Below are 20,167 nucleotides of genomic sequence, written 5' to 3' on the forward strand. Positions count from 1 at the left end.
TCAGAGATCGAGAACCAGGCGATCCCCAGCGGAACCTGCCACGCAAACCAGCAGGCTGCGTTCACGTTCCGCCGGCGACAGCACGCGGTCGCGATGCACCGGCTGACCTTCCAGCCAGTCTACCTTGCAGGAGCCGCAGATACCGCCGCAGCAGGATGCCGGCACGTCGATGCCGATATTTGTCAGCGCCGACAGCATGGTCTGTCCGGCAGTCACGGTGATTTCCCGCTTCGATTTCGCCAGCGCCAGCACATAGGGCTTCGCGTCGGGATCGATCGGCAGCGGCGGCGGCACGAAGCGCTCGATATGCACGCGATCGGCGGGCCAGTCGCGCGACGCTTGTTCGAAGTCATCGATCATGCCGTCGGGACCGCAGCAGGCGAGCGCGACGTCCGACAGTGGCCGGCCGACCAGTGCCGCGATATCCGGGCGTTGCCCGCTCGATGTGTCGTGGATCACCACATGACCGGACTTGCGCAGCGGCGCGAGCAGATCGGCCAGCGGCGGCTCGCCGCGTGCGATCATGTGCAGCGTGAATTTTGAACGGCCCATGCGCTTGAGCCAGGTCGCCGCCGACAGGAACGGTGTGACGCCGATGCCGCCGCCGATGAAGGTGAAGCGCGTCACATCCGCAGACAGATCGAGCCCGCCGCGCGGCAGCGTCACGCCGATGGTGTCGCCGACCTTGACCTCGTCATGCAGCACGATCGAGCCGCCCCGCCCTTCGGCCTCGCGTTTCACTGCCACGACATAGCGCTTGTCGTCGGCCGGATCGTTGCAGAGCGAATAAGTCCGCACCAATCCGCGGGGCAGATGCAGATCGATATGTGCACCCGGCCGGAACGACGGCAGCTCCCAGTGATCGGGATCGACCAGCGAGAACAGCTTGATGCCTTTGCCGCCGTCCTCGATCTTGTCGACGATGGTCCTGACCCTGGTGATCGGCACCGCGCTCATTGCACGTTCCGCACGGCATCGCCGACGCGCACCGTGCCGCCCTGGAGGATCCTGCAGTTGAGGCCGGAGCGGTTGATCAGCGGATCGAAGATCGCCTTGCCGGTGATCTCCTCGATATGCCGGCACGGGATCGACAGCCGCGTCGATTCCAGCAGCGTCTCGCCGAGCCAGAACTGGCGACCGACGAGATGCGTCAGCGGCACGCCGGACACCGTGACATTACGGCGATGTTCCTCGGGACCGAGATCGATATTGTGATCGCGCTTCAGGGCCACCAGCGTCTCGTATTCAAACAACGTGACCTGACGCCCCTCTTCGGGCTTGTGCGAATAGAAGCCCTCCTCGCGGCCGATCATGTAGCGATCGCCCTCGATACCCTTGCCGGCGACCAGCGTGAGTTCGGGCATTTCGCGCATCGGCAGGAACGCGCGCGGCGTGATGTGGAGATAGCGCACTACGCCAGTCCATGACGGGACCACGGCGCCGGCTACAGGTTTGGCAGTCAACGTATCGAGCATTTTTGTCATCCTTGCGTGCCTGAACAGCTTCGCCGTCATGCCCGGCGCATGCCGGGCATCCACGTCTTTCTCTTATGCAGCCAAGACGTGGATGGCCGGGACATCTAGCGAAGCCGCGCTTCGCGCTTTGCCCGGCCATAACGGTGTGTGTGTTACGTCAGTTCCTTGTTCGCCATTTCCGGCGCGAAGGACGTCGCGATGGCGGTGATGCAGGCGCAGAAGATCAGGAATACCGATACCGGCCAGGTCGCACCGGCCCATGTCATCAGCGATGCCGCGATCAGCGGGCTGAGACCGCCCGAGATGGCTGCGCCGACCTGGAAGCCGAGCGACGCACCGCTATAGCGCAGCTTCGCGGTGAACAGTTCCGAATACCAGGGCGCGCCGATGCCGAACATCACCATCTGGCCGAAGGAGATCGCGACGACGATGGTGAGGATCACGATGGTTGGATCGCGGGTGTCGAGCAGCCAGAACATCGGGAATGCGAAGGCTGCGCAAAAGAGACAGCTTGCATAGAACATCGCCTTGCGACCGACCTTGTCCGACAGCCAGCCGAAGAACGGGATCGAGAACAGCGCAACGAAGGATGCGATGAAGGCGCCGTTCAGCACCAGCCCGCGCGACAGGCCGAGCTTCGACGTCGCATAGGACATGATGAACACGCCGGCGATCGAGGCATAGGCGATTTCCGAGATCTTCAGGCCAACGGCCGTGAAGAACGGACGGCGGTGATACTTGAAGATTTCAACGATCGGCATTTTGGCAACTTCGTTCTTCGCCTTCAACGCGCGGAATGCCGGCGTCTCTTCCATGCTCATGCGGATCCAGAGGCCGACGCCGACCAAAAGGATCGAGATCAGGAACGGAATGCGCCAGCCATAGCTCATGAAGTCTTCTTCAGGCAGTTGCGAGACCAGTGCGAACATGCCGATGGCCGCGAGATTGCCGACGGGGTTGCCCACCTGCACCATGCTGCCAAGGAAGCCGCGTTTATGCGTGGGACAGTTCTCGACCACCATCAGCACTGCACCGCCCCACTCGCCGCCAAGGCCGATGCCCTGCAGGAAACGGAGCGCGATGAGCAGGATCGGCGCCGCGATTCCAATTTGTGCATAGGTCGGCAGCAAACCGATCGCGAATGTGCCAAGGCCCATCACCATGATGGTAATAGCGAGCATCGCCTTACGGCCGACACGGTCGCCATAGTGACCGAAGATCGCGGCACCCAGCGGACGTGCGAGAAAGCCGACCGCATAGGTGCCGAACGCTGCAATAGTTGCGAGTGCCGGATCGCCGGCGGCGAAGAACACCTTGTTGAACACCAGCGCGGTTGCCGCGCCGTAGATCAGGAAGTCGTACCACTCCACAGCGGTGCCGATCACGCTCGACCAGACGATCTTGCGCAGCACTGCGTCGTCGGGATGGTCGGCAGTTGTAACTGCATTGAATTCTTCTGCGACGGTCATCGTTCACTCCTTCAAAAGACATGTTCAGTTTCAGGCGCATGGGCTCGTTCCGTGCCACGACATCTCGCGGCGCGGTCCGGGTCTTCTCGTGAACTTTCGCTGTTGCTTCAGTCGCCCCAGCGCAGGCGATGGTGATGCTTAAGGAATGGCAGCGATGGCTGCGATCTCGACGCAGATCGACGGATTGGCGAGCCGTGCTTCGACACAGGCGCGCGCGGGCGATGCGCCTGCCGGCACCCACTCATCCCAGACCGTATTGAAAGCCGCGAAATCCGCGATGTTCGGCAACCACACCGTGGCGCTCAGGATCGATGACTTGTCGGTACCTGCTTCGCTCAGCAGCGCATCGATCTTGGCGAGCACTTCAGCGGCCTGCGCTTCGACGCCGACGGACAGATCGTCCGGCACTTGCCCTGCGAGATAAACGAGACCACCATGCACAGTGGCCATGCTGAGCCGCTTACCGGGCTTCAAACGCTTGATCATCTATCTGCCTTCGTGTCGTTTTCTGAGGACATATTCCCGTCATCAAAATCCAACATGTTTACTGCTGGAAATCAACGTCACGAAAATCGGCATCTGATGCCTAAATCGGCAAAATGCAGCCGATGCACATACCGGAGGCGATAAATCGGCATTTCCCCGCGCTTTTGCCTAAATTATCCTTGCTCGTGCTGGAAATATCTGCAGCAATGTTTTCCAACAGAAACACTCCGGTATCGCTCTGGAGCTCTTTCAAAGAGATCAGCGAGACGGCCCTTCCACCATCGCCGCGCGCCCTCTAAAAGAACAAGCACCTCATCAGGAGATCGACGTTGCTCGACGTCAGCAAGAATGCGGTTGGCTTCAACTTGCGCCAGCTACGCACCACCAAGGGACTGACGCTGGATCAGCTCGCCACCCAGAGCGAACTGACCCGCGGCTATATCTCCCTCGTCGAGCGCGGCCTGAAAACGCCGTCGGTCAATGCGCTGCTGCGCCTGGCCGCCGCGCTCGATGTCAACGTCACCTATCTGTTCGACCCCAACCCAACGCCGGCCCCGCGCTACACGCTATTCCGGCAGGACGAACAGCAAACGCCCATGCAGGACGACGGCGTTGATCTGCTGGCGCTGGCCGCGGGCCGCACACGCAAGATGATGGAGCCGTTCCTGATCCGGCCGCCGCTGAAATTCGCGCCGCGCGCATCGCATGCGGGCGAGGAATTCCTGTTCGTCATATCAGGCAAGATGGCGATCAAGATCGAGGACGAAGAGATCGTCCTGAAGAAAGGCGACTGCCTGTACTTTTCCGGCGAGACACCGCACTGGGTGCGCAGCATCGGCAAGCCCAAGGCCGATGTGCTGCTCGTGGTGTCGGCAGCATCGCCCGAGCGTTAGTACCGGCTCATCCCCGTCATTACGAGGTCATTCGCAAAAACAAAGACGCCGGCCTGATCACTCAGGCCGGCGCTCTCTTATTCAAACCTGCCCGCCGCAGCGGCGCCGGTTACTCCTTCTTGTCGATGTTCCAGAACACCGGAGTGGCGGCGCCCGGCAGCACGCCGGTCAGCGACTTCCGCCATATGCTGGGGATCCGGTATTCGCCAAGCGGCAGATACGCGACCTGCTCGAGCGCACGGGCCTGGACTTCCGCAGCGGCAGCCTTCTGTTCCGCAGGCGTCGCTGCGCGCGCATACTTGTCGCGCAGTTCTTCGATCTTGGCGTCCTCGAACCATCCGAACCAGCCGCCATTCTTGCCGCGGCCCGAAGTCGAGACGTTGGAAACCGGGTTAAGAATGTCAGCAGCGACCCAATTGGTGAAGAACATGTTCCAGCCGCCCTCCTTGACGGGCTTCTGGCTGGCGCGGCGCGTCACCACGGTCTGCCAGTCGGTGGCTTGCACTTCGACCTTGAAGCCGGCATCGCGCAGAAGCTGCGCTGCAACGATCGGCTGCGCCTTTAGCGACGACACGTCGGTCGGCGCCATGATGACTACGGGCGTGCCATCGTAACCGGAATCGGCCAGCGCCTTCTTGGCTTCCGCCATGCCGCTGCCCTTGACCATGGTTTCCGAACCGACGTCGGTGTCATTCGGCGTGCCGCAGCCGAACATGGCACCGCAGATCTTCATGTAGTCGGGATTACCGACCAGCGCATCGAGCACCGGCTTCTGGTTCATCGCGAGGAATGCCGCGCGGCGCACCTTGACGTTGTCGAAGGGAGGCAACAGGAAGTTCATACGCCCCAACGTCTGGTAACCGAGCTCGTTCAGAACCTCGATCTTGAGGTCCTTGTCCTTGACGAGAATCGGCAGCAGGTCGTAGGGACCGTTCTCCATGAAATCGATGTCGCCGGACTGCAGCGCGTTCACCGCCGTCTGCGCATCGGGCATCGTGACCCATTCGACGCGGTCGACCTTAACGACCTTGCCACCGGCCGCCCAGCTCGCAGGCTCGGAGCGCGGCACGTAGTCCTTGTTCTTCTCATAGACCGCCTTCACGCCCGGCTGGAATTCAGCCTGCACGAACTTGAACGGACCCGAACCGATCTGCTCCGGAATGGCCTTGCCGGCGGGCGTCTCGGCGAGACGCTTCGGCATCATGAACGGCACCAGCGACGATGGCTTGGCGATCGAATCCAGCACCAGACCGTAGGGCTCCTTGAGCGTCAGCACGATGGTCTTCGCGTCGGGGGCTTCGATGCTCTTGGTGAAGTCCATGAGCTTCTGGCCCATGCCGTCATTGCGGCCCCAGCGCTGCAGCGAAGCGACGCAATCTTCCGCAGTGACAGGCTTGCCGTCATGCCACTTCAGGCCGTCGCGCAGCGTGAAAGTGTAGACCATCTTGTCATCGGAGACCTTGTACTCCGCCATCTGCGGCTGGACTTTGAAGTTTGCGTCCATCGCCAGCAACGTGTCGTAAACCATGTAACCGTGATCGCGCACGATATAGGCCGTGGTAATACCCGGATCGAGCACGCGCAGATCCGAGTGCATCACTGCGGTGATTGTCTTGCCGGCAGCATGCGCGGGCGACGACAGCACCGGCAGCGCGAGCGCAACGGCTACCGCCAGACCTGGTAGCGTCAATTTCGTGAAGGCCGCAGAACGCTGCCAACGTGACATGTAGGACATTCGATCTCTCCTGACTTGAAACTGACCATCGGTCGATGATTGCTTGTGCAACGCGATAGAAATTTAGGCGCGACCACGCGTTGCCTTTATCTTTTAGACATCAAAGACTTGCATCAAGCGTGATGCGCGTCAATCGCGTTTTCCACGCGCTACATCCACATGCTGCAGAATGCATTCCAACGCACGTCGTCAATTTGCAAAGGAGATTACCTGCTGCTGCCAAGTCACGCACGCAGTCAACGGCATGCTCGCCCCGCTGCGCGCGACATGGCAATCATGGGTGCGACCATCGAACGCATCGCTCGTGGAGAGTCATTCGCAAAAACAAAAACGCCGGCCTGATCACTCAGGCCGGCGTTTGTTACTTCACACAGACCGCCGCAGCGGTGCCGGGTTAGTCCTTCTTGTCGATATTCCAGAACATCGGAATGGCAGCGCCCTGGGTGACGCCGGTTAGCGAGGTGCGCCAGATGCTCGGCACCTTGTATTCGCCGAGCGGGATGTAGATCACCTTCTCGTAGATTTCCTTCTGAATCTCGGCAGCAAGCTTCTTCTGCTCTTCCGGTGTGGTCGCACGTGCGTATTTGTCGCGCAGCACTTCCAGCTCGGCATCTTCGCTCCAGCCGAACCAGCCACCATTGCTCTTGCCGCGGCCCGAGGTCGCGACATTGCTGATGGGATTGAGAATGTCGGCGCCGACCCAGTTCGAGAAGAACATGTTCCAGCCGCCTTCCTTGACGGGCTTCTGGCTCGGACGACGGCTGAGGACCGTCTGCCAGTCGGTGGCCTGCACTTCGACCTTGAAGCCGACATTGCGGAGCAACTGCGCGGCAACGATCGGCTGAGCCTTGAGTGTGGTCACGTCGGTCGGCGCCATGATGGTCACCGGCGTGCCGTCGTAGCCGGCTTCAGCAAGCAGCTTCTTGGCTTCCTCGACGCCATTGCCCTTCACCAGGCTTTCCGAACCCACATCCGTCGCATTCGGCGTATCGCAACCGAACACGGCGCCGCAGACCTTGTAGTATTTGGCATCGCCAACCAGCGCATCCAGCACCGGCTTCTGGCTCATCGCCAGGAACGCAGCACGGCGAATCTTCGGATTGTCGAAGGGCGGGTTGAGGAAGTTCATGCGGCCGAAGGTCTGGAAGCCCAGCGGGTTGAGCACTTCGATCTTGAGCTCCGGATCCTTCGCCAGGACCGGCAACAGGTCGTAGGGACCATTTTCCATGAAGTCGATGTCACCCGACTGCAGCGCATTCACCGCGGTCTGCGCATCGGGCATGGTGATCCATTCGACGCGATCCACCTTCACCACCTTGCCGCCGGCCTGCCAGTCGGTCGGCTCGGAACGCGGCTTGTAGTCCTTGAATTTCTCGTAGACCGCCTTCACGCCGGGCTGGAATTCAGCCTGCACGAACTTGAACGGACCCGAACCGATCTGCTCGGAAATCGCCTTCCCTGCCGGCGTTTCGGCGAGACGCCTCGGCATCATGAACGGCACCAGCGACGACGGCTTGGCGATGGAGTCGAGCACGAGGCCGTAGGGCTCCTTCAGCGTCAGTACGATGGTCTTGGCGTCGGGTGCCTCGATGCTCTTGGTGAAGTCCATGAGCTTCTGGCCCATGCCGTCATTGCGGCCCCAGCGCTTCAGCGACGCCACGCAATCCTCGGCGGTGACCGGCGCGCCGTCATGCCACTTCAGGCCGTCACGCAACGTGAATGTATAGACAAGCTTGTCGTCGGAGACCTTCCAGTCGGCCATCTGCGGCTTGATCTCGTATTTCGAGTTCATGCCGAGCAGCGTATCGTAAACCATATAGCCGTGGTCGCGGACAATATAGCCGGTCGTGATGCCGGGATCGAGCACGCGCAAATCGGAATGCATCACTGCAGTGATGGTCTTGCCTGCAGCATGCGCGGGCGACGACAGCACCGGCAGCGCGAGCGCAACGGCGACCGCCAGACCGGGCAGCGCAAATTTCGTGAAGGCCGCAGAATGCTGCCAACGTGACATGTAGGACACTCAAATCTCTCCTGACTGGAATCTGACCATCGATCGATGATCGATTATGCAACGCGATAGAATTTTAGGCGCCTTCGCGTATTGCCTTTATCATTTAGGCTTCAAGGACTTGGCATCAAGCGTGATGCGCGTCAATCGCGTTTTCCACGCGATGCATCCACACGGTGTAGAATGCATTGCAATGCACATCGTCGATTTGCAAAGGCGATTGCGCTGCTGCTAAGTCATGCCCGAATTCGCGCAATACGCAGATGCATCTTGCACCTGATAATTTGTGACAAAAATTCTCATCCAAGAGGAATGACTTGATGAACCCCGCCGAACTTCCGTTTGATCTCGAGAACATGTTGCAGGGCCTGCGCACCTGGGTCGAATGCGAGAGCCCCACATGGGATGCGAACGCGGTTAACGGCATGCTCGATCTCGCGGCGCGCGATATGCAGATCATGGGTGCGACCATCGAGCGCATCGCGGGTCGTCAGGGATTCGGCGGCTGCGTCCGCGCACGTTTTCCACATCCGAAATTCGGCGAACCCGGCATCTTGATCGCGGGTCATATGGATACCGTTCATCCGGTCGGCACCAAAGAGATTCTGAAGTGGCGCCGCGAGGGCGAGCTTTGCTACGGCCCGGCGATCTGTGACATGAAGGGTGGGAATTACCTGTCGCTGGAAGCGATCCGCCAGCTCATGCGCATCTCCTACACGACGCCGCTACCGATCACTGTGCTGTTTACGCCCGACGAAGAAGTCGGCACGCCATCGACCCGCGACGTCATCGAAGCCGAGGCCGCGCGCAACAAATATGTGCTGGTGCCGGAGCCCGGCAGTGCGAATAATGGCGTCACCAGCGGACGCTATGCAATCGCCCGCTTCAATCTTGAAACCATCGGCCGGCCCAGCCATTCCGGCGCAACGCTATCGAACGGCCGTTCCGCGATTCGCGAAATGGCGAAGAAGATCGTGCAGATCGACGAGATGACAGGACCGGACTGCACCTTCAGCGTCGGCATCGTGCATGGCGGGCAATGGGTCAACTGCGTTGCCTCATCCTGCACCGGCGAAGCATTGAGCATGGCCAAGCGGCAGGAAGATCTCGACAAGGGTGTCGAGCGCATGCTCGCTCTCTCAGGCACTGAGAATGACGTGACGTTCAAGGTGACCCGTGGCGTCACCCGCCCGGTCTGGGAACCCAATGCGGGGACCATGGCCCTGTTCGAAAAGGCCAAGGCCATCAATGCGAGCCTCAAGCTGCCCGAACTAACCCATGGCAGCAAGGGCGGCGGCTCCGACGGTAATTTTACCGGCGCGATGGGCATCCCCACTCTCGACGGGCTCGGCGTTCACGGCGCCGATATGCACACGCTCAACGAATATATCGTTGCGCAGAGCCTTGTTGACCGTGGCCGCCTGATGGCGGGATTGCTGGCAACCCTCGATTAATGCAACCTCGCCCGGTTCGCGCCGCACATCGCATGGCGTGAACCGGGGGGGATGGCACAGGACTTGCTACCTTTACGTTTAAGTTTAGCGAACTTCGGGTTGAGGCAAGTTGCGACAGTGAATCAGCGTTTCTCGAAAAATCTGTGTTTCTCGCGGACAATGACGACCAAGAGCAGCGAGCCCGTGACGTTTCCGGTTGACCGACGCGGTCCAGTTACGTTCGATCAACACCACCACTAGGAAAGCGCCATGCTCGGATACCTCATTCGCCGGATTCTTGCGGCCATACCCGTTATGGGCGTGGTGGCCCTATTTGTCTTCCTGCTGCTTCGGCTGACGCCCGGCGATCCCGCTGCGATCATCGCCGGCGATAACGCGACGCCCGAACAGCTCGACCGCATCCGGACGCAGCTTGGGCTCAACGAACCGCTCTATACCCAGTTCTTCAGTTGGGTCTGGCGACTGATGCACGGTGACTTCGGCACCTCACTAATCTCCAACGTGCCCGTGCTGCAGATGGTCAACCAGCGTATCGAGCCGTCGCTGAGCATCGCGCTGAGCGTGATGATCCTGTCGATCCTGGTCGCTGTCCCGCTCGGCGTCATCGCCGCCTGGAAGCATGGCACCTGGATCGATCGCTTCGTGATGGCGCTGTCGGTGATCGGCTTCTCGGTCCCTGTATTCATGATCGGTTACGTGCTGGTCCAGATCTTCGCGATCGAATTGCGTTGGGTGCCTGTGCAGGGCTTCCGCAGCATCACACGCGGCTTCGGACCGTTCTTCGAACGCATTATTCTTCCAGCCGTCGCGCTATCCTTTGTCTATGTCGCGCTGATCGCGCGCATGACTCGCGCGGCAATGCTCGGCGTGCTCGGCGAGGATTATGTCCGCACCGCCCGCGCCAAAGGTATCAACGAGGGTGGTGTGCTATTTCGCCATGCGTTGCGCAACGCCGCGGTGCCGGTCATTACGGTGATCGGCACCGGCTTCGCGCTGCTGATCTCCGGCGTCGTCGTCACCGAAAGCGTGTTCAACCTGCCCGGCATCGGTCGCTTGACGGTCGATGCGGTGCTGGCGCGCGATTTTCCCGTGATCCAGGCCATGATCCTTTTGACGTCGGGCGTTTATGTCGGGATCAATTTGCTGATCGACCTTGCCTACGCTCTGCTCGATCCCAGAATTCGTTACTAGGAATCCGTATCTGATGGCGATCGAGTCCGTTCCCAACCCAGCCCTCCCCTCGCGCAGTGGCCCGTCGCTGGGCTTTCTCACCGCGACGCCGATCATCGCGGTGGCGACGCTCTGCCTGACGCTGGTGATCCTGTCGGCGATCTTTGCGCCGTGGCTGTCGTCGCACGATCCTCAGCTGCTCGCGCCGGCCCTGCGGCTGAAGCCGGCCAGTTCGGAATATCTGCTCGGCACCGATGCCTATGGTCGCGATGTGCTGGCGCGCATTCTCTATGGCGGCCGCATCTCGCTGCTGATCGGCCTTGGCGCGGCCGTCACCAGTATTGTCATCGGCCTGTTCATCGGCCTGTTCTCGGGCTTCTTCAAATGGATGGACGCCATCCTGATGCGCATCATGGACGGCCTGATGGCGATGCCCGGCGTGCTGCTGGCCATCGCCGTCGTGTCGCTGTCAGGCGCCACCCTGACGACGGTGCTGATTGCGATCACTATTCCGGAAATCCCCCGTGTCGCGCGACTGGTGCGTTCCGTGGTGCTGTCGGCGCGTGAGGAGCCCTATGTGGAGGCGGCGATCTCGCTCGGCTCCAGCATGCCGAAGATCATGTGGAAGCATCTGATGCCCAACACGGTGGCGCCGCTGATCGTCCAGGGCACTTTCATCGCCGCATCCGCTATTCTCACCGAGGCGATCCTGTCGTTCCTCGGCGCCGGCATCAGCCCGGAAACCCCGACCTGGGGGAATATCATGGCCGAGGGCCGCGCCTTCTTTCAGGTCAAGCCATCGCTGATCTTCTGGCCGGGACTACTGCTCTCGATTGCCATTCTCTCCGTCAATCTGATCGGCGACGCTGCCCGCGATGCGCTCGATCCCCGCATGAAACAGCGTGAGGCCGGCAAGTGAGTGAACTATTGAACCCCACCGTGAATACCCGCCCCATCGCACTGGAAATCGAAAACCTCGTCGTCGGCGTCGGCAAGAGCGGCGCCGGCAAGAAGATCATCGACGGCATTTCTCTCCAGGTGCGCCAGGGCGAAACGCTCTGCGTGGTCGGCGAAAGCGGTTCCGGCAAGTCGGTGACCTCACTCTCCACCATGGGCCTGCTGCCGCGAGATTCACTCAAAGCCATCGGCGGCAGCATTAAGTTGGTCGGCGAGGACGTGCTGCAAGCCAGCGACCGCCGCCTGCGCGAGCTCCGCGCCACGACGATGGCGATGATCTTCCAAGAGCCGATGACGGCGCTCAATCCGGTCGTCCCCGTTGGCAAGCAGATCGACGAAGTACTACGCACCCACACCAATCTCGGCGCTAGCGCCCGCCGTGCGCGCATTCTCGACATGATGGAGCAAGTGCGGCTTCCCGATGTGAAGCGCATCTTCGCGTCCTATCCGCACCGCCTCTCGGGCGGCCAGCGCCAGCGCATCATGATCGCCATGGCGCTCGTGCTGGAGCCGAAACTGCTGATCGCCGATGAGCCAACGACAGCGCTCGACGTCACCACCCAGGCGCAGATCCTCAAGCTGATGCGCGACCTTCAGAAGGATCACGGCACCGCCGTGCTGTTCATCACTCACGACATGGGCGTGGTGGCCGACATCGCCGATCGCGTCGCCGTGATGCGTCATGGACGGTTGGTGGAAACCGGAGCATTGAAAGATATTCTGAGCGCGCCCACGCAGGAGTATACCCGTAACCTGCTGTCGTCGGTGCCGAGCCTCATTCCCCGCGCGGCCCGCGAGGAAGTGGGCTTCAATCCAGTCGTGCTCGAAGCGAATGAGCTCGGCAAGGTCTATCGCGAGCGTTCCATGTTCGGGAAACCACGCGAGGTCCACGCAGCCCAGGACGTCACGCTGACACTGCGCAAGGGCCGCACGCTCGGCATCGTCGGCGAAAGCGGCTCCGGCAAATCGACCGTCGCGCGCTGTATCGTCCGACTGATCGATCCAACCTCGGGCGGCATCCGCCTCGCCGGACGCGAAATCTCCGACCTGTCACGTCACACGTTGCAGCCGCACCGCAAGAAGATACAGATCGTCTTCCAGGACCCCTATCGTTCGCTCAATCCGCGCATCACCATCGGCGAGTCCATTTGCGAAGGTCCGATCAATTTCGGCACCAAACATTCGGTAGCAATGGCCAGGGCGCGTGAACTGCTCGAACTGGTCGGTCTTCCACCTGACGCAGTGTCGCGCTATCCGCACCAGTTCTCCGGCGGCCAGCGCCAGCGCATCGCCATTGCGCGCGCGCTTGCCCTCGACCCGGAAGTGCTGGTGGCCGACGAAGCCGTCTCGGCCCTCGACGTCTCGGTGCAGGCGCAGGTGCTGCGGCTGCTCGACGACATCCAGACCCGGCTCGGCATTGCCATCCTGTTCATCACCCACGATCTGCGCGTCGCCGCCCAGATTTGCGACGACGTGGCCGTGATGCAGCATGGCCGGGTGGTGGAACAGGGCCCGGCGGCGGAAGTCCTCGCAAATCCGCAACAGGCCTATACGCGCCAGCTGCTTGACGCGGCGCCCGGACGAGGATGGGATTTCGCCAACTTCCGCGCGGTCGATGGCAGCACCACCGTGCCGGCGGCCTGAGCGCACACCGAAACTGACCCTGGATTCTGAATGACCCGTATCGCTGTCGGCGGCTTTCTGCACGAGACGAACACGTTTGCGCCGACCAAGGCGACCTATGAGGCCTTTGTACATGGCGGCGGCTGGCCGTCGATGACGCATGGCGCCGACGTCCTCAAGGTGATGCGCGGCATCAATGTCGGCCTCGCAGGCTTCATCGAGGAAGCCGAGACACGTGGCTGGGAGCTGATCCCGACCATCGCCTGCGGCGCGAGCCCTTCGGCGCATGTCACCAAGGACGCGTTCGAGCGCATCGTCGGCAAGATGATCGATGGCATCAGGGCAGCGCTGCCACTGGATGCGGTCTATCTCGATCTGCACGGCGCCATGGTCACCGAACATCTCGACGACGGCGAAGGCGAGATTGCGCGGCGCGTGCGCGAGGTGATCGGGCCGGACATTCCATTCGTGGTCAGTCTCGATCTCCACGGCAACATCTCGCCGGAGACGGTCGAATATACCGACGCGCTGATCGCCTATCGCACCTATCCGCATATCGACATGGCCGACACCGGCCGCGCCTGCGCACGTCACATGGACTTGCTGCTGGCCGGCAATCGCTTCGCCAAGGCATTCCGCCAATTGCCATTCCTGATTCCGATCAGCTGGCAATGCACCAATGACGAACCGACCAAAGGCATCTATCTCAAGCTCGCAGCGCTCGAAGACGACGAGATCCCGACACTCTCCTTTTGCCCCGGCTTTCCCGCAGCCGATTTCCCGCATTGCTGCCCGAGCGTGTTCGCCTATGGCGTCACGCAGGCCCATGCCGACGCAGCGGCTGATACGGTCGTCAAACTGGTGATGGGCCACGAGAACGACTTCGACGGCAAGATCTACAGGCCGGACGAAGGCGTGTTGCATGCCATGGAATTGGCGAAGACCCTCACCAAGCCGGTCGTCATCGCCGACACCCAGGACAATCCCGGCGCCGGCGGCGACAGCGACACCACCGGCATGCTGCGCGCGCTGGTGAAGAACAAGGCGATCAAGGCTGCCCATGGCGTGATCTACGATCCCGCCGCCGCGAAGGCTGCGCATGAAGCCGGCGAAGGCGCCACGGTCAAACTCTCCATCGGCGGCAAGTCGGGCATCCCCGGCGATGCGCCCTATGAGAACACGTTCGTGGTCGAGAAACTGTCGGACGGCAAGTTCGTCGCTCCCGGCCCCTATTATGGCGGTCGCGACATGGATATGGGCCTCTCGGCCTGTCTGCGTATCGACGATGTTCGCGTCATCATCAGCTCGCACAAGGCGCAGCTCGCCGACCAGTCGATGTATCGCTATGTCGGCATCGAGCCGACTGAGCAGAACATTCTCGTCAACAAGAGCTCGGTGCATTTCCGCGCGGACTTTGAGCCGATCGCCGGCAAGCTGCTGATCTGCGCCGCCCCCGGCGCGATGCCGGCGGATACGTCCGTGCTGCCCTGGAAACATCTGCGTCCGGGCATTCGGCTGAAGCCGAACGGCGCCCCCTTTACGCCCCAGACCTCATCACCTGCCCTCGTGCCGTGAACGGATAGATCCATGCCCACACTCGAACGTATCGACGCTTTCGCCGACGAACTCACCGCTATCCGCCGCGACCTGCACGCGCATCCGGAAATCGGCTTCGAGGAAGTCCGCACCTCTGGCATCGTTGCCGACAAGCTGACCTCCTGGGGCGTCGAAGTGCATCGCGGCTTGGGGGGCACCGGCGTCGTCGGCGTGCTGAAGGGCAAAGGCTCGGGTACGAAGCGCATCGGCCTGCGCGCCGACATGGACGCGCTGCCGATGGAAGAAAACACCAATCTCGCCTGGCGCTCGACCATTCCCGGCCGTTTTCACGGCTGCGGCCATGACGGCCACACCACCATGCTGCTCGGCACCGCACGCTATCTCGCCGAGACCCGCAATTTCGACGGCACCGTGCATTTCATCTTCCAGCCCGCCGAAGAAGGCCTCGGCGGTGCCCGCGCGATGATCAAGGAAGGTCTTTTCAAGCAGTTTCCCTGCGATGAAATCTATGGCCTGCACAACGCGCCGGACATGAATCACGGCGAAGTCGGCATCTTCCCAGGCCCCGCAATGGCTGCCGCCGACTTCTTCGACATCACCATCCGGGGCTATGGCGCGCATGGCGCAATGCCGGAGCGCTCGAAGGACCCTGTCGTGATCGCGATGTCGCTCGGTCAGGCGATGCAGTCGATCGTCAGCCGCAACGTCAATCCGTTCGAATCCGCGGTGCTGTCGATCACCCAGATCCATTCGGGCTCGGCCTATAACGTCATTCCGGATGACGCGAAGCTCTGCGGCACCGTGCGCTGTTTCTCCGAGAAGGTCCGGATGCAGATCCGCGAGCGGATGCACGCCTTGGCCGCCGGCATGGCGACGGCGTTCGATTGCGAAATCAAGGTCGATATCCGCGACGGCTTCAGTGTGCTGGTCAATCAGGAAGAACATTCCAAGGCTGTCGAGGACGTCGCCCGCACGATCGTTGGCGACGCCAATGTGATCACCCGCGCGAAGCCGAAAATGGGTTCCGAAGATTTCGCCGACATGCTGCATGCCGTGCCCGGCGCCTATTTCTGGGTCGGCCATGAAGGCTCGGTGCCGGTGCACAATCCCGGCTATTATCTCGACGATAAAATCCTGCCCATCGGCGCCAGCATGTTCGCCCGCATCGTCGAAACCCGGCTGCCGGTGTAACTTGTTGTCATTCCGGGGCGCGCGCATCTTCGCGCGCGAACCCGGAATCCAGTAGTAATGAAAACACATCGGGATTCCGGGTTCGCGCCGAGTGGCGCGCCCCCAGCCACTCCAAATTGGAGTGGCGGGAATGACCAGTGAACCAAAATAAAAACAGGGAAGAAACCATCATGGCCTATGAGACCATCCTCTACAGCGTCGAGGAACAGATCCTCACCATCACGCTGAACCGCCCCGAAAAGCTCAACGCCTATAACGCCACCATGCAGGCCGAGCTGATCGATGCCTTCGACAAAGCCGATGCGGACGACAATGTGCGCGCGATCATCGTGACCGGCGCCGGACGTGGCTTCTGCGCGGGTGCTGATCTCTCCTCGGGTGCTGACACCTTCGATCGCGACGCGCGGCGCGGCCCGGTGAAGCGGCTCGCCAGCGGCGATGTCGACTACAGCGATCCAATGGTGCGCGACGGCGGCGGTCAGGTGACACTGCGCATCTTCAAATGCCTCAAGCCGGTCATCGCCGCGGTGAACGGCCCGGCCGTCGGCATCGGCGCCACCATGCAGCTCGCGATGGACATCCGCATTGCCTCGGAAGCCGCACGCTTCGGCTTCGTGTTCTCCCAGCGCGGCATCGTGCCGGAAGCCGCCTCGAGCTGGTTCCTGCCGCGCCTCGTCGGCATCTCGCAGGCGCTGGAATGGTGCTACTCCGGCCGCGTCTTCCCGGCGCAGGAGGCCCTCGCCGGTCGCCTCGTCAGCAAGGTGGTCGCACCCGATGACCTGTTGCCGACCGCGCGTGCACTCGCCAAGACCTTCATCGACAAGACCGCCCCAGTCTCCGTCGCGCTGATCCGCCAGATGATGTGGCGCATGATGGGCGCCGACGATCCGATGGAAGCGCACAAGATCGACAGCCGCGGCATCTATGCGCGCGGTCGCTCGGAAGACGTCAAGGAAGGCGTCGTGGCCTTTCTCGAGAAACGCCCGGCCGCGTTCAAGAACAAAGTCAGCACGGACATGCCGAGCTACTTCCCCTGGTGGGACGAGCGCGACTACAAATAGGACGACGAATGAATCCGACGCCCTCTGGTCGTCCACTCGAGGGCGTCATTTTCCTGCACGGCATTAGCCGGTCGTTCCGATCTTTTATCAAGATGCAGCAGGCGGTCGAAGCCGCAGGCTTCGCCACGCGGAACATCGGCTATCCCAGCCGGCGCAAGACGCTGTCTGCGCTGGCCGACGACATTCACCCCGCCATCGCGCCGTTTGTCGAAGCCAACGAAGGCTGCACGCATTTCGTCTGCCATTCGATGGGCGGTCTGCTTGCGCGGGTCTATCTGGCGCGCCATCGCCCCTCACGTCTCGGCCGCGTGGTGATGCTGGGCACGCCGAATGGCGGCAGCGAGATTGCGGACCGTCTCAAGAACTGGCTGCCCTATCGCCAGTATTTCGGCCCGGCGGGGCAACAACTCGTTACGACGCGGGATGACGTAACTGAGGCGATGCTTCCCCTAGTTGACTATCCGGTCGGCATCATCGCCGGCGACCGCACGCTCGATCCGATCGCTTCGCGCTTGATGTTGCGTGGCCCGAATGATGGTCGTGTCACCGTCGCGCGCACGAGGCTTGAAGGCATGACTGATCACCTCGTCATCCACGCGTCGCATGCGATGATGATCCGGAAGAGGGAAGCGATCATGCAGACCATCGCCTTCCTGAAGGACGGCCAGTTTCGGCGCTGAGCGCTCAGCCCATGGTCAGCGCCACACGGCCGATCGCCTTGCGCTCCGTTAGCAGCCGCATGGCAGCTGCGACATCCGCCAGCGGCAGGCGATGCGAAACATTTGGCCTGATCTTTCCTGCCTCTGCCCATGCGAGGAGCTGCGCAATGCGGGCTTCGCCGATCTTCGGATCACGCCGCGCCGCCTCGCCGGCACGAACGCCGAGCACGCTGGCGCCTTTGATGAGCACGAGATTGGTTTTCGCCACGCCGATGCCACCGGTGAAGCCGATCACGAGCAGCCGCGCACCCCAATTGATGCAGCGGAGGCTCTGCTCGAAGATTTCGCCACCGACCGGATCGAACACCACATCGGCGCCGCGCCCCTCGGTGATGCGCTTGACCGCGTCACGGAACGGTTCGGAGCCATACAGTACGCCATGATCCGCACCACGCGCTTTGGCGACTGCAAGCTTCTCTTCCGACGATGCAGCCGCGATGACCGTGGCGCCCAGCAGCTTGCCGATCTCCACCGCTGCCAAACCGACGCCGCCGCCGGCGCCGTGTACCAGCAGCACTTCGCAGGATCTGATCTGCCCGCGATCGACCAGCGCGTGATGCGCGGTGCCATGCGCCGCAAGAAACGTCGCCCCCTCCGCATAGTCGAATGTCGACGGCAGTGAAGTGAGTTGCGCTGGCGTCACCACAACTTCGTCCGCATAGCCGCCATGACGCAGCTTGACGATAACGCGATCCCCGACCGCGATGCCCGGCACATCGCTGGCGATTTCGCTGACGTCGCCGGCGGCTTCCATGCCCGGCGTGAACGGCAGTTCGGGCTTGAGCTGATATTCGCCGGCCGCCATCAGGATGTCCGGAAAATTGATTCCGGCGGCGCGCACGGCAACGCGGACCTGCCCGGGTTTCAGCGGCACTGATGCAAATTGTTCGAGGCGCAGGCTTTCAGGTGACCCGAGCTCACGGCAAACGATTGCTCTCGGCATCAGGCTGCGCTCTCGGCGCTTGCAGCGCCAACGCGGCGACGCTGCAGCGCCTCGCGGATCAGCGGCAGGCGGTCATTGCCGAAATACATGTCGGTCTTGTCGAGATAGATGGTCGGCGAGCCGAAGCCGCCCCGTGCGATCACCTCATCGGTATTGACCTTGAGCTGGTCCTTGTTCGCCTGATCGCCGATGCCTGCGAAGAATTTCGCGGGATCGATGCCGGTGCGCGTACAAATCTCCGTGAGAACATCATCTCTCGAGATATCCTTGTCGTCGCCCCAATAGGCTTCGAACACCGCGCGCGCGAACGGTACCATGGCGTCGTTACCGAGCCAGATGCAACCGCGCATCGCCTTAACGCTGTTCACCGGAAACACCGTCGGCGGCATCTTGATAGCCAGGCCTGCCGAGCGCGCCCAATCACCGAGATCCTTCTTCATGTAGCGCGCCTTCGCCGGCACCGGCGTCTTGCGCGATTCATAGACGCTGGGATTGATCGAATTGAAGATGCCGCCGACCAGAATAGGCCGCCACGAGATTTCCTCGCGGAATTCCTTCGCCAGCGGCTGGATGTTGTGGAAGGCGAGATAGGTCCAGGGGCTGGAACAGTCGAAGAAGAATTCGATCATGGGTGTTTCCTCATTTTGTTATTATTTTATGCGCGCGCCCCGAAATGACGAGCTCTATTGCTGCGCCTGCGCATGCGCCGGTGCATCGACACCGAACATGATCTTCCTCGCCTGCTCATCCATCGGCTTCTTCTCCTGCTTGCCGACGGCAAGCCCCGCCTGCACCTGCGGCCGTGCGCGGACCTGCGCAAACCAGCGCTTCACGTTCGGGAAATCATCCAGCGTCAGCCCCTGCGCCTTATGGGTCATGATCCACGGAAAGCACGCCATGTCGGCGATGGAGTAGTCGCCGGCGATGTAATCGCGGCCTTCCCCGAGATGCGCATCGAGTACGCCGTACAGGCGTTTGGCTTCGCGGGTATAGCGATCCATCGCATAGGGAATCTTTTCGGGGGCATAGAGCAGGAAATGTCCGTTCTGGCCGAGCATGGGGCCGAGCCCGCCCATCTGCCACATCAGCCATTGCATGACGTCGAAACGCTTTCGCATCTCGGCCGGCATGAACCGGCCGGACTTCTCCGCGAGATAGATCAGGATTGCGCCGCTCTCGAAAATCGAGACCGGTGCGCCGCCATCGGCGGGCGCATGATCGACAATGGCCGGCATGCGGCCGTTGGGGCTGAGTTTCAGAAACTCCGGCTGGTGCTGGTCGCCGCGACCGAGCTGCATCGGGACGACCGTATAGGGCAGCCCGCATTCCTCCAGCATGATCGAGATTTTCCAGCCGTTCGGCGTCGGTGCGTAATGCAGGTCGATCATGTAATTTTCCCGGCGTCCTCGATACGTTTTGGGCG

18 protein-coding genes are annotated in these 20,167 nt (G+C 61.7%); 9 read left to right on the plus strand and 9 right to left on the minus strand.

Annotated elements, in window-relative coordinates:
• The 4 genes from RSO67_RS06580 to RSO67_RS06595 form a co-directional block, all read right to left on the minus strand.
• Window positions 1–957 carry a PDR/VanB family oxidoreductase gene (locus RSO67_RS06580; RefSeq protein WP_315842834.1) on the minus strand — a complete coding sequence of 319 codons (957 nt, stop codon included), beginning with the start codon at window positions 955–957 and terminating at the stop codon, window positions 1–3.
• Window positions 954–1,475, minus strand: coding sequence for an MOSC domain-containing protein (locus RSO67_RS06585; protein ID WP_315842835.1), 522 nt, complete (start codon window positions 1,473–1,475; stop codon window positions 954–956). Before RSO67_RS06585 ends, RSO67_RS06580 begins: the two co-directional genes overlap by 4 nt.
• Before the next feature lie 152 nt (window positions 1,476–1,627).
• On the minus strand, window positions 1,628–2,944 hold the full coding sequence (locus RSO67_RS06590) for an MFS transporter (protein ID WP_120292622.1): 1,317 nt from the start codon (window positions 2,942–2,944) through the stop codon (window positions 1,628–1,630).
• A gap of 138 nt (window positions 2,945–3,082) precedes the next feature.
• On the minus strand, window positions 3,083–3,430 hold the full coding sequence (locus RSO67_RS06595; protein ID WP_315842836.1) for a RidA family protein: 348 nt from the start codon (window positions 3,428–3,430) through the stop codon (window positions 3,083–3,085).
• Between the two features lie 329 nt (window positions 3,431–3,759).
• Here RSO67_RS06595 and RSO67_RS06600 point away from each other — a divergent pair, with 329 nt between their 5' ends.
• The gene (locus RSO67_RS06600; protein WP_068736144.1) at window positions 3,760–4,323 is read left to right on the plus strand and encodes a helix-turn-helix domain-containing protein; all 564 of its coding nucleotides are present in this window, start codon (window positions 3,760–3,762) and stop codon (window positions 4,321–4,323) included.
• Between the two features lie 109 nt (window positions 4,324–4,432).
• Here the strand turns inward: RSO67_RS06600 and RSO67_RS06605 are convergent, their stop codons facing one another.
• Window positions 4,433–6,058: an ABC transporter substrate-binding protein gene (locus tag RSO67_RS06605; RefSeq protein ID WP_315842837.1), complete on the minus strand. Its 1,626-nt coding sequence runs from the start codon at window positions 6,056–6,058 to the stop codon at window positions 4,433–4,435.
• Between the two features lie 394 nt (window positions 6,059–6,452).
• Entirely contained in the window at window positions 6,453–8,072 is a 1,620-nt protein-coding gene (locus RSO67_RS06610) for an ABC transporter substrate-binding protein (RefSeq protein WP_315844182.1), read from the minus strand.
• A gap of 317 nt (window positions 8,073–8,389) precedes the next feature.
• Here RSO67_RS06610 and RSO67_RS06615 point away from each other — a divergent pair, with 317 nt between their 5' ends.
• The 8 genes from RSO67_RS06615 to RSO67_RS06650 all read left to right on the plus strand — a co-directional run bounded on the left by RSO67_RS06615 (window position 8,390) and on the right by RSO67_RS06650 (window position 17,762).
• Complete coding sequence (locus RSO67_RS06615; protein WP_315842838.1) at window positions 8,390–9,523, plus strand: M20/M25/M40 family metallo-hydrolase; 1,134 nt, start codon at window positions 8,390–8,392, stop codon at window positions 9,521–9,523.
• Between the two features lie 249 nt (window positions 9,524–9,772).
• Window positions 9,773–10,714 carry an ABC transporter permease gene (locus tag RSO67_RS06620; RefSeq protein WP_315842839.1) on the plus strand — a complete coding sequence of 314 codons (942 nt, stop codon included), beginning with the start codon at window positions 9,773–9,775 and terminating at the stop codon, window positions 10,712–10,714.
• A gap of 13 nt (window positions 10,715–10,727) precedes the next feature.
• Complete coding sequence (locus tag RSO67_RS06625) at window positions 10,728–11,612, plus strand: ABC transporter permease (RefSeq protein WP_315842840.1); 885 nt, start codon at window positions 10,728–10,730, stop codon at window positions 11,610–11,612.
• Window positions 11,609–13,294 (plus strand): ABC transporter ATP-binding protein, encoded by a 1,686-nt coding sequence (locus RSO67_RS06630; protein ID WP_410001815.1) that lies wholly within the window; start codon window positions 11,609–11,611, stop codon window positions 13,292–13,294. The genes RSO67_RS06625 and RSO67_RS06630 overlap by 4 nt, the downstream gene beginning before the upstream one ends.
• 30 nt (window positions 13,295–13,324) lie before the next feature.
• Window positions 13,325–14,848 (plus strand): M81 family metallopeptidase, encoded by a 1,524-nt coding sequence (locus RSO67_RS06635; RefSeq protein WP_315842841.1) that lies wholly within the window; start codon window positions 13,325–13,327, stop codon window positions 14,846–14,848.
• Window positions 14,849–14,860: 12 nt separating this feature from the next.
• Window positions 14,861–16,021, plus strand: coding sequence for a M20 aminoacylase family protein (locus tag RSO67_RS06640; protein WP_315842842.1), 1,161 nt, complete (start codon window positions 14,861–14,863; stop codon window positions 16,019–16,021).
• Between the two features lie 170 nt (window positions 16,022–16,191).
• Window positions 16,192–17,082 carry a crotonase/enoyl-CoA hydratase family protein gene (locus tag RSO67_RS06645; protein WP_315844184.1) on the plus strand — a complete coding sequence of 297 codons (891 nt, stop codon included), beginning with the start codon at window positions 16,192–16,194 and terminating at the stop codon, window positions 17,080–17,082.
• Between the two features lie 8 nt (window positions 17,083–17,090).
• Window positions 17,091–17,762 carry an alpha/beta fold hydrolase gene (locus RSO67_RS06650; RefSeq protein ID WP_315842843.1) on the plus strand — a complete coding sequence of 224 codons (672 nt, stop codon included), beginning with the start codon at window positions 17,091–17,093 and terminating at the stop codon, window positions 17,760–17,762.
• Window positions 17,763–17,766: 4 nt separating this feature from the next.
• Here RSO67_RS06650 and RSO67_RS06655 read toward each other — a convergent pair whose 3' ends face one another.
• Genes RSO67_RS06655 through RSO67_RS06665 form a run of 3 tightly spaced genes read right to left on the minus strand, consistent with a single transcriptional unit; the run spans window position 17,767 to window position 20,132 of the window.
• Window positions 17,767–18,744, minus strand: coding sequence for an NADPH:quinone oxidoreductase family protein (locus tag RSO67_RS06655; RefSeq protein ID WP_315842844.1), 978 nt, complete (start codon window positions 18,742–18,744; stop codon window positions 17,767–17,769).
• Window positions 18,744–19,373 carry a 2-hydroxychromene-2-carboxylate isomerase gene (locus RSO67_RS06660; RefSeq protein ID WP_315842845.1) on the minus strand — a complete coding sequence of 210 codons (630 nt, stop codon included), beginning with the start codon at window positions 19,371–19,373 and terminating at the stop codon, window positions 18,744–18,746. Before RSO67_RS06660 ends, RSO67_RS06655 begins: the two co-directional genes overlap by 1 nt.
• A 54-nt stretch (window positions 19,374–19,427) precedes the next feature.
• On the minus strand, window positions 19,428–20,132 hold the full coding sequence (locus RSO67_RS06665) for a glutathione S-transferase N-terminal domain-containing protein (RefSeq protein ID WP_315842846.1): 705 nt from the start codon (window positions 20,130–20,132) through the stop codon (window positions 19,428–19,430).
• Between the last annotated feature and the right edge of the window lie 35 nt (window positions 20,133–20,167).

Origin of the sequence: Tardiphaga sp. 709 (genome assembly GCF_032401055.1) — a bacterium.
Taxonomy (GTDB): Bacteria; Pseudomonadota; Alphaproteobacteria; order Rhizobiales; family Xanthobacteraceae; genus Tardiphaga.